This window comes from Rheinheimera sp. F8 (assembly GCF_001518915.1).
The window spans coordinates 4,318,836-4,333,230 of sequence record NZ_CP013656.1; the positions used below are offsets into that span (position 1 = coordinate 4,318,836).

The 14,395-nt window shown below is 51.6% G+C and carries 14 protein-coding genes; 8 read left to right on the plus strand and 6 right to left on the minus strand.

The genetic code is table 11. From position 1 onward, the window contains the following. The 8 genes from mrdA (at window position 1) to ATY27_RS19190 (ending at window position 8,145) form a co-directional block, all read left to right on the plus strand. Entirely contained in the window at window positions 1-2,220 is a 2,220-nt protein-coding gene (mrdA, locus tag ATY27_RS19155; protein WP_208930649.1) for a penicillin-binding protein 2, read from the plus strand. After that, window positions 2,217-3,332, plus strand: coding sequence for a rod shape-determining protein RodA (rodA, locus tag ATY27_RS19160; protein ID WP_208930648.1), 1,116 nt, complete (start codon window positions 2,217-2,219; stop codon window positions 3,330-3,332). Before mrdA ends, rodA begins: the two co-directional genes overlap by 4 nt. Beyond that, window positions 3,329-4,387, plus strand: coding sequence for a septal ring lytic transglycosylase RlpA family protein (locus ATY27_RS20045; RefSeq protein WP_279614554.1), 1,059 nt, complete (start codon window positions 3,329-3,331; stop codon window positions 4,385-4,387). The genes rodA and ATY27_RS20045 overlap by 4 nt, the downstream gene beginning before the upstream one ends. A 45-nt stretch (window positions 4,388-4,432) precedes the next feature. Beyond that, window positions 4,433-5,590 (plus strand): D-alanyl-D-alanine carboxypeptidase family protein, encoded by a 1,158-nt coding sequence (locus tag ATY27_RS19170; protein ID WP_208930647.1) that lies wholly within the window; start codon window positions 4,433-4,435, stop codon window positions 5,588-5,590. Between the two features lie 110 nt (window positions 5,591-5,700). Beyond that, window positions 5,701-5,982, plus strand: coding sequence for a DUF493 family protein YbeD (ybeD, locus tag ATY27_RS19175; RefSeq protein ID WP_208930646.1), 282 nt, complete (start codon window positions 5,701-5,703; stop codon window positions 5,980-5,982). Window positions 5,983-6,068: 86 nt separating this feature from the next. Beyond that, complete coding sequence (gene lipB / locus ATY27_RS19180) at window positions 6,069-6,716, plus strand: lipoyl(octanoyl) transferase LipB (RefSeq protein ID WP_208930645.1); 648 nt, start codon at window positions 6,069-6,071, stop codon at window positions 6,714-6,716. Window positions 6,717-6,721: 5 nt separating this feature from the next. Beyond that, window positions 6,722-7,687: a lipoyl synthase gene (lipA, locus tag ATY27_RS19185; protein WP_208930644.1), complete on the plus strand. Its 966-nt coding sequence runs from the start codon at window positions 6,722-6,724 to the stop codon at window positions 7,685-7,687. A gap of 104 nt (window positions 7,688-7,791) precedes the next feature. Next, window positions 7,792-8,145: a PilZ domain-containing protein gene (locus ATY27_RS19190; protein ID WP_208930643.1), complete on the plus strand. Its 354-nt coding sequence runs from the start codon at window positions 7,792-7,794 to the stop codon at window positions 8,143-8,145. Here ATY27_RS19190 and ATY27_RS19195 read toward each other — a convergent pair. From ATY27_RS19195 to rbfA, 6 genes are all read right to left on the minus strand, one after another. Next, window positions 8,126-9,280, minus strand: coding sequence for a hypothetical protein (locus ATY27_RS19195; RefSeq protein ID WP_208930642.1), 1,155 nt, complete (start codon window positions 9,278-9,280; stop codon window positions 8,126-8,128). The two genes, ATY27_RS19190 and ATY27_RS19195, sit on opposite strands and share 20 nt — an antisense overlap. Next, a complete protein-coding gene (nlpI, locus tag ATY27_RS19200; RefSeq protein WP_208930641.1) occupies window positions 9,270-10,247 on the minus strand; it encodes a lipoprotein NlpI in 978 nt (325 codons plus the stop codon). Before nlpI ends, ATY27_RS19195 begins: the two co-directional genes overlap by 11 nt. Beyond that, window positions 10,228-12,351 carry a polyribonucleotide nucleotidyltransferase gene (gene pnp, locus ATY27_RS19205; RefSeq protein WP_208930640.1) on the minus strand — a complete coding sequence of 708 codons (2,124 nt, stop codon included), beginning with the start codon at window positions 12,349-12,351 and terminating at the stop codon, window positions 10,228-10,230. Before pnp ends, nlpI begins: the two co-directional genes overlap by 20 nt. A 267-nt stretch (window positions 12,352-12,618) precedes the next feature. Then, a complete protein-coding gene (rpsO, locus tag ATY27_RS19210) occupies window positions 12,619-12,888 on the minus strand; it encodes a 30S ribosomal protein S15 (RefSeq protein ID WP_208930639.1) in 270 nt (89 codons plus the stop codon). 107 nt (window positions 12,889-12,995) lie between these two features. Further along, the gene (gene truB, locus ATY27_RS19215) at window positions 12,996-13,922 is read right to left on the minus strand and encodes a tRNA pseudouridine(55) synthase TruB (protein WP_208930638.1); all 927 of its coding nucleotides are present in this window, start codon (window positions 13,920-13,922) and stop codon (window positions 12,996-12,998) included. 2 nt (window positions 13,923-13,924) lie between these two features. After that, the gene (gene rbfA / locus ATY27_RS19220) at window positions 13,925-14,359 is read right to left on the minus strand and encodes a 30S ribosome-binding factor RbfA (RefSeq protein ID WP_208930637.1); all 435 of its coding nucleotides are present in this window, start codon (window positions 14,357-14,359) and stop codon (window positions 13,925-13,927) included. Window positions 14,360-14,395 lie beyond the last annotated feature (36 nt).

Consider the following 14,395-nt stretch of genomic DNA (forward strand, 5'->3'; position numbering starts at 1 on the left):
ATGCGTAAATCCCGTATTGCCATCGCCGACCTGGCCTTTGAAACCCTGCTGTTTAATCGCCGGGCATTATTTGCTTTTGGTTTTGTTCTGCTGTGTTTTGGCATCCTGATCGCCAACCTGTATAACCTGCAGGTGGTGCGTTATGAAGAATATTCCACCCGCGCCGACGGCAACCGCATCAAGCTGGTGCCACTGTCGCCGAATCGCGGCATGATTTTCGACCGGCGCGGCACTTTACTGGCGGAAAACGCACCAGTACATTCAGTGGAACTGGTCCCGGAACAAGTGCCGGATCTAGTCGCAGCAGTAGAGCAAATATCCGCCATTATCGACATCACGCCGGAGCAAAAAGCCGATTTTTTTAAAGAAGTGAAAGCGCAGCGCCGGTTTAAAAGTATCGCACTGAAAGAGTTACTGAGTGAGCAGGAAGTCGCGCGTCTCGCTGTGCATTTGCACAAACTCAAAGGCGTAACGCTGGAAGCACGCTTGACCCGCCATTATCCGTATGGTGACCTGCTGACGCATGCGCTGGGTTATATTGGCAAAATCAACGACAAAGAATTTAAGAAAATCGAAGAAGACGGCCAAAGCCCAAACTATGCCGCCACCCGGGATATGGGCAAAATCGGTATTGAACGTTTCTACGAAACCCAGCTACACGGCACTGTCGGATTTCAGGAAGTCGAAGTGAACAACCGTGGCCGGGTGATCCGCACGCTGCGCGAACAACCCGCTGTATCCGGCGATGACTTACATCTGACGCTGGATTTAGGCTTGCAATTAAAAGCTCAGGAAGCGCTGGGCGAGAACCGCGGCGCTATTGTCGCGCTGGATCCGCGCACCGGTGGCATTCTGGCGTTTTATTCGAACCCGTCGTATAACCCGAATTTATTTGTGCATGGCATCAGCGGCAAAGATTACCGCATGCTGCTCAATTCTCCCGACCGCCCGCTGGTGAACCGGATGACCCAAGGCGTTTACCCGCCGGCATCAACAGTGAAGCCTTTGATGGCTGTGGCAGGCCTGGAATCCGGCATCGTCACCGAACATACCCGAGTCCCGGATCCGGGCTTTTATCGTTTGCCAAAAGTCAGCCGGCCCTGGCGTGACCATATTAAGTATGGCCATGGTTATGTGGATGTTTATACCGGCATTATCAAAAGCTGTGATACCTATTTCTACGATCTGGCCTATAAAATGGGCGTCGACCGCATCTCCGACTTTATGCAAAAAGCAGGCTATGGCCATTTGTCCGGCATTGATATCGGTGAAGAAACCGCAGGTCTGATGCCCAGTCGCGAGTGGAAAAAAGTCCGGCGTAAACAAAACTGGGGGCCGGGTGATACCATCAACATCGGTATTGGTCAGGGTTACTGGCAGTCTACGCCGCTACAGATCGCGCTGACCACAGCGACACTGATCAACGATGGCGCCCGCATCACACCGCGCCTGGGTGAGAGCTTTCGTAACAGCACCGGCCAGACGTCGCTGTTAATGCCGTTGCAGCAGGTGATTGAAGTGGTCAATCCCCAAAACTGGGCCATCGCACGCGAAGCCATGTATCGCACAGCACATCAGGAAGGTGGGACCGCACGCGGTGCTTTTATCGGCGTCCCTTACACTGTCGGTGGTAAAACCGGCACGGCGCAAGTCATTAATATCGCCGCTGGCGTGAAATACAAAGCCAGCAACGTCAACGAACGTCATCGCGATAATGCATTGTTTGTCGGTTATGCGCCGCATGACAAACCGGAAATTGTTATTTCAGTCATTGTGGAAAACGTCGCCAGTGGCGGTGGTGGCACCAATGCTGCGCCCGTTGCCCGCCAGCTGATGGACTACTATTTCTCCGAGCAATACAACACACCGCAGTTGCCAGACCGCGCGACTGTACAAAAAATGCAGACTGAGCGCGCAGCGGCAATGGTGGCAAGGGAACAGCGTTATGCTGAACAGGCGGCGCGCGATAAAGCTGAAAAAGAGCTGGCGGCGCTTAAAGCCACTACCACTCAGGTGAATACAACGCCACCAGCTGCAGCAGCGGAGACCAACGCCGACAACGTACCGGCGCGTGGCCAGCCGCAAAATGCTGCGCCAGTGATCCTCACACCGGAGCCGGAAGATCTACCGGCGCCACAGCTGGACGATGAAACCCAACAAAATGGTCAGCAGCAAAATGGCGGCAACAACGCCACGGCCCCCACCGGAGGCGGTTTATGAATAGTTTCGCGGAAACCAGCAGCAACCGCCTGCAGCGCTGGCACATTGATTTACCATTACTGATTGGCTTGCTGTGCGCAACGATACTGGGCCTGCTCACCCTGTACAGCGCTGACGGACAAGACCTGGTCAAACTGGAACAGCAAGTTGCGCGGCTTGGCTTTGCGCTGGTGGTGATGTTTACACTGGCGCAAATTAATCCCAAAACCTATCAGCATTGGTCAGTACCGCTGTACTCTGTCGGTGTCGTGATGTTGGTGCTGGTCGAGTTGTTTGGTTATACCGCCAAAGGTTCCACCCGCTGGCTTGACCTCGGATTTACCAAATTCCAGCCATCCGAACTAATGAAGCTGGCAGTACCGATGGCCGTCGCCTGGTATATGGGGAATCAACCGATCCCGCCCCGGATCCGCGATATTCTGATTGGATTTGTCATCTGTCTGGTGCCGACATTGTTGATTGCCAAACAGCCGGATCTCGGCACGTCGATCCTGGTCTGTGTTGCCGGGGTCTTCGTGATATTTTTAAGCGGCATGAGCTGGAAGATCATCGGCGTGATCGCAGCACTAATCGCCGGTTTTATCCCCGTACTGTGGAATTTTCTGATGCATGATTACCAGCGCCAGCGGGTGTTAACGCTGCTGGACGAAGAGCGGGATCCACTTGGGAAAGGCTTCCAGATCATTCAGTCAAAAATCGCGATTGGTTCCGGCGGTATTGAAGGCAAAGGCTGGTTGCACGGTACTCAGTCACAGCTGGAGTTTTTGCCGGAACGGCATACCGACTTTATTTTTGCGGTTTATTCCGAAGAATTTGGTCTGATGGGTGTGCTGGCTCTGCTGGCGATTTACCTGTTTATTCTCGGACGCGGCCTGGTGATCGCCAGCCAGGCGCAGGACAATTACAGTAAGTTTCTCGCCGGTAGCATCACCCTGACGTTTTTTGTCTATGTGTTCGTCAATATCGGTATGGTATCTGGTATCCTGCCAGTAGTCGGTGTGCCGTTACCGCTAATTAGTTACGGCGGCACATCGATGGTTACTTTATTGGCCGGCTTTGGCATTCTGATGTCGATCAGTACCCACAAACGGATGTTAGCAAAACAATCATGAAGCACAGTTCCGCATTTTTCTCCCTGCCCTTTTGCGGCAAAAAAATATCCGTCATTGCGTTCGCAGTCGTGCTCAGCGCCTGTTCCAGTGCGCCTGAGCAATCAGACACTGGCCTGCGCGACAACATGGACCCGAATGCCGGCCGTTATTCGCAGGACAAAGACAGTATTCCGCTGCGATTGCCGACAGAAGATGAACTGCGTGACCCGGAACCAACGGTCGAAGGCTTAAGCCGTGGTGGCAACAAACCATACAATATTTATGGCGTAAATTACTCGCCTCGTACCGATATTCTGCAGTATGAAGAGCAAGGCACAGCAAGCTGGTATGGCAGTAAATTCCATGGTCATTTGACGTCAAACGGCGAAGTTTACAATGTCTTTTCGATGACCGCGGCGCATAAAACTCTGCCATTACCATCGTATGTGCGGGTGACCAACCTCGACAATTACCGCACGGCCATTGTGCGGGTCAATGATCGCGGGCCATTTCACGACAACCGCATTATCGATTTGTCATATTCAGCCGCCTACAAGCTCGGTATTTTTCCTGGCGGCACCGGACGGGTCAAACTGGAATTAATCTCATCGCCGGCGATGGCATCCCAGGAAAGTTTCGCCACGCCAATTGCCAAATTGCCGGATATTCCCTATCAGCCAGTGACACCCAGCGATCGTCCCAGCCGCAGCAATGAATTTGTCGAGCGGCCTTATAATCCGGCCGGGACTGCGACTGTCGCGGCACCGGTAACATCACCACAGATCGCGCCAACACAGGCGCGCAATACCAGCGCTAACCGCCCGCAGCTTGCTACTGCATCAAGTGCGGACGGCTGTTATATCCAGTTGCTCGCCAGCAGCGACAAAGCCAAAGTACAGCGGCTCGGGAACGAATTGCAGCAGCAGTTGTCCGTACCTACAGCGATTGAAACAGTGAACGGCTTATTCCGGCTACTGGCTGGTCCGTTACAAAACAATGCGCAGCATGTGCTGGACACAGTGCGTTCAGGTGAATATCCAAAAGCATATTTCACCAACAAAAGCTTATGTGGCTGAAAAGTCGAATTAAATTAACCTGTTAGCACAATAAGAAAGAGTCTCATGAATCAGTATCGTCGTCTTTTACTTGCCAGCAGCCTGAGCTGCTTTAGTTTTTTTGCCCATAGCCAGGCCGTGCAAATCACCCCTACTGCGCCGGAAGTCAACGCCAAAGGTTATATCCTGATTGATTTTCATACCGGTAAAGTATTGGCCGAAGGCAATGCTGATACCTCACTGGCACCAGCCAGTCTGACCAAGATGATGACCAGTTATGTTATTGGCACCGAAATCAAAAATGGTAATGTGAAGCCCACCGATCAGGTCACCATCAGTGAAAATGCCTGGGCCAAACAATACAGCGACTCCAGTAAAATGTTTATTGAAGTCGGCGCCACCATCTCAGTCGAAGAGTTAAACCGTGGCATTATCATCCAGTCGGGCAATGATGCCTGTGTCGCGATGGCCGAACATATCGCCGGCACTGAAGGCGCCTTTGTTGAGCTGATGAATGCACACGCCAAGCGGATTGGCATGGACAATACTACTTATGTCAATTCCCACGGCCTGCCGGATGAAGCACAGCGCACCACAGCGCGCGATATGGCGAAACTGTCTGTCGCGCTGATTAAAGATGTGCCGGACGAATACAAAATTTACTCAGAAAAAGAGTATGTATTTAATGGCATCAAGCAATACAACCGTAATGGCTTGTTATGGGATAAAAGCCTGAATGTTGACGGCATCAAAACCGGTCACACCTCAGAAGCCGGTTACAGCCTGATCACTTCTGCCACCAAAGATGGCATGCGGTTAATTTCCGTGGTGATGGGCACAGACAGCGCCAAAACCCGCGAAGCCGAAAACAAAAAACTGCTGACCTATGGCTTCCGCTTTTTCGAAACTTTCTCGCCATACAAGGCCGGTGAAGAATTTGCATCGCAGCGCGTCTGGCAAGGCAGCAAAGAAATGATCAGCCTGGGTGTCTTGAGCGAAACGCCAATCACCTTACAACGCGGTCAACGCAAGAATATCAAAGCCGATTTTAAACTGAGCCAACAGTTGGTAGCGCCTATCGCCAAAGGTCAGGTGGTGGGCACTGTTTATCTGAAACTGAATGAGGCCGATGTGGCAGAGTACCCATTAGTTGCTCTGGAAGATATTGAACAGGCAGGCATTTTTGGTCGTCTGGTCGATTACGTGAAGATGCAGTTGCAATAAACGCCACGTCAATATTGGCGCAATGCAGAAAGTCCCGGCACAGCCCGGGACTTTTTGTTAGAATAAGGCCCGTTTTTTTGCTGTTCCCCACCACAAGCAAGAGGTGACCTATGGTGACTGTGGTTAAAGATACCAAATTTGACGAATTTCTGGAGTTCCCCTGCGCTTTCACTTTCAAAGTGCTTGGCGTCGCACATGAGGATTTAGTGCCGCAAGTCATTGCAACACTGCATCAACATGCCGGTGCCAACGACTATGCTCCCAGCGTCAAACCATCCAGCAAAGGCAATTACCATTCTGTTTCGGTATCTGTTGTGGTGCGCGATAAAGACCATATCGAACTGCTGTATACCGAACTTGGCCGGCTTGAACTGGTCCGCTATGTCATGTAACGGCGATGTAATGCTCGCTCCGCGTGACACACACCGTATAATGCCGCCGGCGCTACGCTCTGCAGTACTGATCTGAGGAATGCATATTGGCCTGTTCTGATGCACTGATAATCCGCGATTTAGGTCAGGTTGATTACACGTCCACCTGGCAACGGATGCAGCAATTTACTGATCAGCGTGATGACAGCACTGTCGATGAGATCTGGTTGCTGGAACATCCGCCCGTATTCACCCAAGGCCAGGCCGGTAAAGCTGAGCACCTGCTGTTTCCTGGTGACATTCCGGTGGTCCAGGTGGATCGTGGTGGTCAGGTGACTTACCACGGCCCAGGCCAGCTAGTCGCTTATGTGCTGCTGAATATCAAACGTCGCAATTTAGGCGTTCGCCAGCTGGTGAACCTGATCGAACAAAGCATTATTGATACACTGGCGGCCAATCGGGTCAAGGCTTATGCCAAGAGTGACGCGCCCGGTGTCTATGTTGATGAAAAAAAAGTGGCCTCATTAGGCCTGCGCGTACGTAAAGGCTGTACCTTTCATGGTCTGGCGCTGAACGTCGATATGGATCTGTCGCCATTCTCCCGGATTAACCCTTGTGGGTATGCCGGCATGCAGATGGTACAAAGCAAAGATTTGGGCGGACCTGTCAGCATGCTGCAGGCAAAACAACAACTGACCGCACAGCTGGTAAAGCTGTTGAACGTCAGTGAATTTCAGGAAATAACAGGGTTTTAGTACAGATGACCAAAACTGCCCGTATGGAACCAGGCGTCAAGCTGCGTGATGCTGACAAAATGGCGTTAATTCCGGTAAAAGTGTTGCCAACGGAACCGGCAGAAATGCTGCGTAAGCCGGCCTGGCTAAAAATCAAATTACCGAAAAGTTCTGAACGCATCGACGAAATCAAAGGCGCGCTGCGAAAGCACGGCCTGCACTCCGTCTGCGAAGAAGCGTCTTGCCCGAATTTAACTGAATGTTTTAACCACGGCACTGCCACTTTTATGATCCTCGGCGCCATTTGTACCCGCCGTTGTCCGTTTTGCGACGTTGCGCATGGCCGCCCGCTGCCACCGAGCGCTGAAGAGCCGGAAAAACTGGCACTGACCATTAAAGACATGAAGCTGAAATATGTCGTGATCACCTCGGTTGATCGGGACGATCTGCGTGACGGTGGTGCTCAGCATTTTGCCGATTGTATCAGCGCCATCCGTCGTGAAACGCCGGCAATCAAAATTGAAGTGCTGGTACCGGATTTTCGCGGCCGCATGGACACGGCGCTGGATATTCTGACTCAGACACCGCCAGACGTGTTTAACCACAACCTGGAAACTGCTCCGCGCCTGTACAAACTGGCGCGGCCGGGTGCTGACTACAAATGGTCGCTGGAGCTGTTACGCCGTTATAAAGAGGCACATCCGGAAGTGTCGACCAAATCAGGACTGATGGTTGGCCTCGGTGAAACCACTGAAGAAATCATCGAAGTGATGAAAGACTTACGGGCGCACAACGTGGATATGCTGACGGTAGGTCAATATCTGCAACCAAGTAAACATCACCTGCCGGTCAAACGCTATATGCCACCGGAAGAGTTTGATGAAATCAAACGGATCGGCTTCGAACTTGGTTTTAAACATGTTGCCGCCGGGCCATTTGTCCGGTCGAGCTACCATGCTGACCGTCAGGCTGCCGGCGAAGACATCAGTTAATTCTGATTGGTGGATATGCGTTGATCTGGAACAGGCTGTGTCGCAACAGCCTGTTTTTTTTCAGCAAAAGGGCTTATGCTCTAAAAGTTTCTCAAGGAGCTGTCATGGACAACCGTAAGTTCAGCCGTATTTTATATAGTAATCAGGCGACCCTGCGTTTTCAGGGACAGAATTTCTTCACGCAAGTGACAGATCTGTCGTTAAAAGGCGCGCTGATCCAGCGCCCTGCAGAGTTCAAGGGACTGGTAGGTGAACATGCCCAATTGCAATTTCAGTTAGATCAATCTGAGTTAGTACTGGAAATGGACGTCAGTATTGCGCATATGCACCCTGGCTCAATTGGGCTGCGCTGTGAACGAATTGATATTGAAAGTGCCAGCCATCTGCGCCGGTTACTTGAGCTGAATCTTGGCGATGCTGAATTGTTAAGTCGCGAACTCAACGAGCTGTCGAACTAAGTCCTGCCGCGGTCAGGCCGTCCTGTGCGGCCGGATAGCCAAATGCAGCAGCCTGCTGCATCAACTGTTGCCAACTGACCATATCCTGCCGCTGGCGTGCCAGCGCCGCAAAATAATACTGCACCGGCATTACCTGTTGCGGCTGTTTCAACTGTTGCTGCATTAAATTGATATATAGAGCCGGAACCGGCAATTCAAAGTGCTGCATGTGGCTGTTTGCCTGAACCACGCGGAACACTTGTTTGTTTGCTGCGTCGCAGGTCGCGACTGGCGTTAACCGTACTTGCTCGGGGGCCAGTTGCCAATAATCGGCATAACGCGCCAAATCGGCGGCAGCAAACAGAATATTCGGCGTCAGATCTGTACGTTGGCATTCCGCTGCTGCCACAGGTGCCGGTAAAGCATATTCATCCAGAAAGCCCAAGGCATGACTGAATTCGTGGCGAAATAACGCTGGCGTGAAATTTTCCGGCAATTGCAACCAACCATTGTTAAAACTGGCTTGTCCGCGTCCGGCAACGACCATCAGCAGCTGTGCGCGGCCGCTGCTGACGATCCCCTGCAGCACCTGCGCATTGCATTGAATTCGTCTGCCTGGTGTCTCAGAACATTGCAGCGCCCGACTATCGACAAAGGCTGGCGGCAGAAAACATAAAGGTAAAGTGGCAAAAGAAGAAGCCGGCCAGTCCTGCCGAAACCGCTGCCAGTGACTGATAGCTGAGGCTGACGTCAGCACTGGCTGAATGTGCAGCTGACACTGCGCGGTGACCGGTTCTGGTGATAACTGAGGTGCGGCCAGGCCCTGTTGCTGCCAAAGTCCTAATAACGCAGCAGAATCTGGATCTGGTTGCTGCTGGCGCCATCGTTGTAATTGTTGATACTGCTTTAGTGGCCCTTGCTCAGGCTGCGTGAGCTGCAACCATTGTAATGCAGCAGCCGGATGGCCTTGCTGAATGGCTAACGCAAGATGTTCAGCGGCCTTCATTGGCAGCTGCGCCTGGATGGCCTGCTGCGCCTTGCTAAACTCCAAAGCGCCGGGCACAACCGTCTCGCTGGGCTGGCAAGCACTTAACAGCAATAAAAAAAAGCCAGCAAGCCGGCCTTTTTGTTGTGACAGCGCCTGATTAGTGCGCATGACCACTGTCCGGCGTTTCCGCAGGTTCTTGTGTTTGCTCGTGCTGATGATCTGGCTCTTGTTCGTGCGCCTGTTCGACCACCGCCTGACGTAAGCGGGTCATTTCCAGACGGGCATAACGATGTTCAACAAACTCATACACGTTCGTCGCCAGTGACTTTTTATAATATGCCACTGCCTGCGTCGGGTTTTGTTTCAGACCATGCCAGCGAGCCAGATAAAAATACACTTCGCACAGTTGCTCTGCTAATTGCCGCGGCTCTGTGACATCGCTGCTGGCTGCTTTTAACAGCTGTGCTTCGCTGATTTGCCCGAGGTAAAACGCCACAATCTGTGAAGACCAGGCTTTTTTATCCAAAGCGCTCTGATGTTTGGTCAGAGTGTCCAGTGCTTGTGGGGCAGATTGTTCAACCTGAGCCAGGTACAACCACAAACTACGATATGGATCGTCCGGTTTCATTGCCTGAAACTGTTGGAAATCGTTGATCGCCAACGCCAGTTTGCCATCATACTGCAACGCAATACCACGATTCAGATAGGCATACTGATACTTAGGTTCCAGCTCTAAAGCCGAATCAAACGCATCGTAGGCCTGCTCAAAATCACCGCTGACTGTATGCTGGATCCCGATAAAATTATAGGCATCCGCCATATCTGGCTGTAAACGCAGCGCACGCATAAAATCATAGCGCGCTAACGCCGACAAGCCGACGCTGTCGTACATCACACCGCGGTCATAATGCAGGCGGGCACGTTCAGGTTCAGACAGTTTGGCATTTTGTAACATTTCGCTGATACGGGCGACCGCTATTTCAGTGCGAAATGGTGCAGCAAGAGGTTCTGGTTCAAGCGGATCTTCAACGAGGATACCAACTGGCGCTGTTGGCACCAGTTGGCAGGCAGGCAATGCCACTACTGCAGCAAGCAGTAGTGGCGCCAGCAGCAGCTTAGTTAACTGCTTCGGCATGGGCTTCGCCCGCTTTGCTGTTGGCTTCTTTGATAGACAGACGGACACGGCCTTGTTTGTCTACTTCCAGTACCTTCACTTTGACTTTCTGACCCAGTTGCAGGTGTTCTGCCACATTGTTCACGCGCTCATCAGAGATTTGTGAAATGTGAACCAGACCATCTTTACCCGGTAATACGTTAACGAAGGCACCGAAATCAACAATACGCACCACTTCACCGTCATAGATAGCACCAACTTCAATCTCAGCAGTAATAGCTTCGATTTTGGCGATGGCGATACCAGCAGCGGCGCTGTTGGTGGCGGCAATTTTCACGGTACCATCATCTTCGATTTCGATAGTCGTGCCTGATTCTTCAGTGATCTGACGGATCACCGCGCCGCCTTTACCAATCACATCACGGATTTTCTCCGGGTTGATGTGTAAGGTATAGATACGTGGTGCGTGCTCAGACAGCTCTGAACGGTGCGTGCTGATTGCAGAATCCATTACGCCAAGGATATGGATCCGGGCGGCTTTGGCTTGTTTCAGTGCGATCTGCATGATTTCTTTGGTGATACCTTCGATCTTGATATCCATCTGCAGTGCAGTGATACCAGCAGTGGTACCGGCCACTTTGAAGTCCATGTCGCCCAGGTGATCTTCGTCACCGAGGATGTCTGACAGTACTACAAAGTTGTCGCCTTCTTTGACCAGACCCATCGCGATACCAGCAACAGATGCTTTGATTGGTACACCAGCGTCCATCAGCGCCAGAGAAGAACCACACACTGATGCCATTGAGCTTGAACCGTTTGATTCAGTGATTTCAGACACCATCCGTACTGTGTACGGGAATTTGTCGAATTCTGGCATCACTGCAGCAACACCACGTTTCGCCAGACGACCATGACCGATTTCACGGCGTTTTGGTGAACCGACCATGCCGGTTTCGCCAACCGAGAACGGAGGGAAGTTGTAGTGGAACAGGAAGTTATCGGTTTTGTCTGACAGCAGATCGTCTACTGTCTGCGCATCACGGGCAGTACCTAAAGTACAGGTCACCAGCGCCTGCGTCTCACCACGGGTGAACAGTGCAGAGCCGTGTGTGCGTGGCAGTAAGCCAGTCATCACAGACAAACCACGGATCATTTCGTTATCACGACCATCGATACGCGGCTCACCGGCGATGATACGGCTACGAACAATTTTTGATTCCAGGTTATGGAAGATGTCGCCGGCTTCGGTTTCGTTGAAGCTTTCACCTTCAGCCAGTTCAGCTTTGATTTTGGCAAACACTTCAGCTTTTATCGCGCCGATACGCTCGTAACGTTTTGCTTTCTCAGTAATACGGTACGCTTCGCCAACAGGGGCAGTCGACAGTGTTTCAATTTTGCTGATCAGCGTGTCATTTTTCGGTTTTGCGACCCAGTTCCAGGCCGGTTTTGCTGCTTCTGCGGCAAATTCAGCGATGGCTTTGATGGCGATCTGCATTTGGTCATGACCATAAACCACAGCACCTAACATGACGTCTTCTGACAGCACTTCAGCTTCAGATTCAACCATCAGTACTGCATTAGCAGTACCGGCTACAACCAGGTCCAGCTTGCTTGATTTCAGATCAGTTTCTGAAGGGTTCAGTACGTACTGGTCGTTGATATAACCAACGCGGGCAGCGCCAAGTGGACCGCTGAACGGAATACCAGAAATCGCCAGTGCGGCAGAAGTACCGAGCAAAGAGATGATGTCCGGCTGAATGTCCGGCTCAACAGAAACTACAGTCGCGATAACCTGAACTTCGTTAGTGAAGCCTTCAGGGAATAATGGGCGGATTGGGCGGTCAATCAGGCGCGAGGTTAATGTTTCGCCTTCACTCGGACGGCCTTCACGTTTGAAAAAGCCACCTGGGATACGACCGGCAGCATACATCTTTTCCTGATAGTTTACAGTCAGAGGGAAAAAGTCCTGACCTGGTTTTGGTTCTCTTTTACCAACAACAGTGACCAGCACTGCGGTGTCGCCCATGCTGGCTAATACGGCACCGTCAGCCTGACGGGCGATAACGCCTGTTTCTAACGTGACGGTATGCTGACCAAACTGGAATGATTTTACGATAGGATTCACTTGATATTTTTCCTTTGTCTTGTACGCGTGGATGAGGGCGCCTGATGGGCCTTTTACGCGGTGTATTTTTGGCTCGATATTGCGCGGCACAGTATAGCTGTTTCAGAGGCGGAAAAGATAGTTCAGGACCAGACAGTGGCAGGAAAAAGCGTCGCTTTTTATTGCAGGAAAACGGGCATCACAGGATTTTGCGGTATTCTCAGATCGGCATCGATTTCAGCCATAAAAAAAGGGGCCAAAAGCCCCTTTTCTCACTGGTTTGGTCGATTAACGACGCAGACCTAAACGCTCGATCAGTGCAGCGTAACGTGCAGAGTCTGAACGCTTCAGGTAATCCAGCAGTTTACGACGCTGAGAAACCATCCGTAACAGACCACGACGTGAGTGGAAGTCGTGTTTGTGTTCAGCGAAGTGTGGTTGCAGCTTGGCGATAGAGCCAGTCAGCAGAGCAACCTGAACTTCAGTAGAACCTGAGTCAGCAGCGTTTGCACCGAAATCGGCCAGGATTTTTGCTTTTTCAGCAGTAGTTAGTGACATAGTATCCTCCAGGATATTAAATACGATCGCAGCCAGGCACTAATCCAGCCTACGACCAAAAATGAGCGCGCATTCTAACACAGCATACTCGCAGTACAAGGATTATCTTAACTATTCGCCGTATTGAGCAAACGACGAACTTTGAGCTCAGCAGCGTCCTGCATGCCGACGCCAATAAAAGCCTGGCTTTCGTCATACAGTGCTATTGCATCACTCGGTCCCACTGGCAGTAATTCCAGTAGTTCAGGCGTTAACAACACAGTCTGGCCATGGCGAAGGCGTTTCACCGCAGCAGGGTCCAGCATCAGACGCGGCAAACCAGCCAGCGCATAGTCCATCGGTAATAACAGTGCATCCAGCCCGGCCCAATCCTGCGCCTGATTCAGCGGCGCCAAAAATTCGTCCGTCAACATCTGACTGGCCTGAAATGGCCCGACCTGAGTCCGGCGCAGCGCAGTAACATAAGCACCAGATCCCAGCGTTTCACCCAAATCATCAATCAGGGTACGGATATAAGTCCCTTTGCTGCAGTGCACGATAAACCGTGCGTCCTGTCCGTCAAAATCGAGCAAATCAAAGCGAAAGATGTTGATAGGCCTGGCTTCACGCGGCACTGTGATACCCTGACGCGCATATTTGTATAAAGGCTGGCCTTGATACTTCAGCGCCGAAAACATCGTTGGCACCTGCATTTGCGGGCCACGCATGCTTATTACCGCCGCCTGCAGCTGCTCCAGCACAAAATTAACCGGCTTTTCACTAATCACTTCACCGGCAGCATCTGAAGTATCAGTGCGCACACCAAAGCGCGCACTGACTTCATAGGTCTTGTCAGTGTCCAGCAGAAACTGGCTGAATTTGGTCGCTTCACCAAAACAGATCGGTAATAAACCAGAAGCCAGCGGATCTAAAGCGCCGGTGTGACCGGCTTTTTCCGCCTGAAATAACCAGCGCACGCGCTGTAAAATGCCATTACTGGACACTTCCAGCGGCTTATCTAACAGCAGAATGCCATCAACGATACGACGCGCCATTGTTATTCTTCTTCGTCTGACTTGGTCTCAGTACCTGGTCTTGGATCCAGCTCCTGGCCTGCTGCGACGCGTTTCTGTTCGTCACTTTTACGCACATTTTCAACCAGATTTGCCATCCGGATACCTTCATCCAGCGACTTATCGAAGTAAAAACGAACGGTTGGTACGATACGCGCCTGGATCCGCTTGGCGATCAGACTGCGGATAAAACCACTGGCATCATTCAGAATGTCGAGGTTTTGTTTTACCTTATCGGCTTCCAGTCCAAGGAAAGTCACATAGACCTTGGCGTGGGATAAGTCTTTTGACACATCCACATCAGAGACTGTGATCATGGTGTGTAAGCGTGGATCTTTAATTTCCCGTTGCAGAATCAGTGCCATTTCCTGCTGCATCTGCTGGGCGAGCCGGTCAACCCGGCTGAATTCTTTTGCCATAATTCTCACCTGAAATCAGAAACAAACAGGGGCCGC

Bases quoted from the DNA above. Each gene is read 5' to 3' on its own strand.
- nlpI (WP_208930641.1), bottom strand. From the start codon at position 10,247: ATGCCGAAGCAGTTAACTAAGCTGCTGCTGGCGCCACTACTGCTTGCT.
- ybeD (WP_208930646.1), top strand. From the start codon at position 5,701: ATGGTGACTGTGGTTAAAGATACCAAATTTGACGAATTTCTGGAGTTC.
- rbfA (WP_208930637.1), bottom strand. From the start codon at position 14,359: ATGGCAAAAGAATTCAGCCGGGTTGACCGGCTCGCCCAGCAGATGCAG.
- rodA (WP_208930648.1), top strand. From the start codon at position 2,217: ATGAATAGTTTCGCGGAAACCAGCAGCAACCGCCTGCAGCGCTGGCAC.
- ATY27_RS19195 (WP_208930642.1), bottom strand. From the start codon at position 9,280: ATGCGCACTAATCAGGCGCTGTCACAACAAAAAGGCCGGCTTGCTGGC.
- ATY27_RS20045 (WP_279614554.1), top strand. From the start codon at position 3,329: ATGAAGCACAGTTCCGCATTTTTCTCCCTGCCCTTTTGCGGCAAAAAA.
- lipA (WP_208930644.1), top strand. From the start codon at position 6,722: ATGACCAAAACTGCCCGTATGGAACCAGGCGTCAAGCTGCGTGATGCT.
- rpsO (WP_208930639.1), bottom strand. From the start codon at position 12,888: ATGTCACTAACTACTGCTGAAAAAGCAAAAATCCTGGCCGATTTCGGT.
- ATY27_RS19190 (WP_208930643.1), top strand. From the start codon at position 7,792: ATGGACAACCGTAAGTTCAGCCGTATTTTATATAGTAATCAGGCGACC.
- truB (WP_208930638.1), bottom strand. From the start codon at position 13,922: ATGGCGCGTCGTATCGTTGATGGCATTCTGCTGTTAGATAAGCCGCTG.
- mrdA (WP_208930649.1), top strand. From the start codon at position 1: ATGCGTAAATCCCGTATTGCCATCGCCGACCTGGCCTTTGAAACCCTG.
- ATY27_RS19170 (WP_208930647.1), top strand. From the start codon at position 4,433: ATGAATCAGTATCGTCGTCTTTTACTTGCCAGCAGCCTGAGCTGCTTT.